The organism is Prolinoborus fasciculus, assembly GCF_056724605.1.
On the sequence record NZ_JBWZQN010000184.1, the window covers coordinates 1 to 462 of the forward strand.

Consider the following 462-nt stretch of genomic DNA (forward strand, 5'->3'; position numbering starts at 1 on the left):
GATAATCTTTTTCAGATTCAATCAATAATTGAACCGCTCTTTCTCTGATTTCAGGGGTATATTTTAATTTTGTCATCGGGATAGTCTCTCAGAATATTGACTCTCCGACAAACCCGGTACGGTTCACTTACGGACTTGATAAAGCTGTGAAGTAACTTTTCTAAGTTGATGACCGTATTTATCAAGTAAAGGTTTTAGAATATGTTGATAAGCTAAAGTATTCCCTTTGCTCCAATCACTTACGTAAGATTGACTGACTCGGCACATGTTAGCAATTTCTCTTTGCTTCATACCGTCAGCCAATGCAATTTTAATCAATTGCTTTGTTAGTTTGAATGTAAATGGCTATCTTCCCAATCAAAAGCAGATTGAATTGCCTTATGGAGCCTAGATAAAGTAGCTGCCGATGAAATTTGAATAGTTCTCCAGATTTCAGGATCACTACCTAGCAGACTAATTTTT

Annotated in this window: 1 protein-coding gene; it reads right to left on the minus strand. The window is 36.1% G+C overall.

The features are described 5' to 3' along the window. Positions 1 to 326: 326 nt before the first annotated feature. Entirely contained in the window at positions 327 to 458 is a 132-nt protein-coding gene (locus AC1P5O_RS16865) for an IS1096 element passenger TnpR family protein (RefSeq protein WP_499006438.1), read from the minus strand. Positions 459 to 462 lie beyond the last annotated feature (4 nt).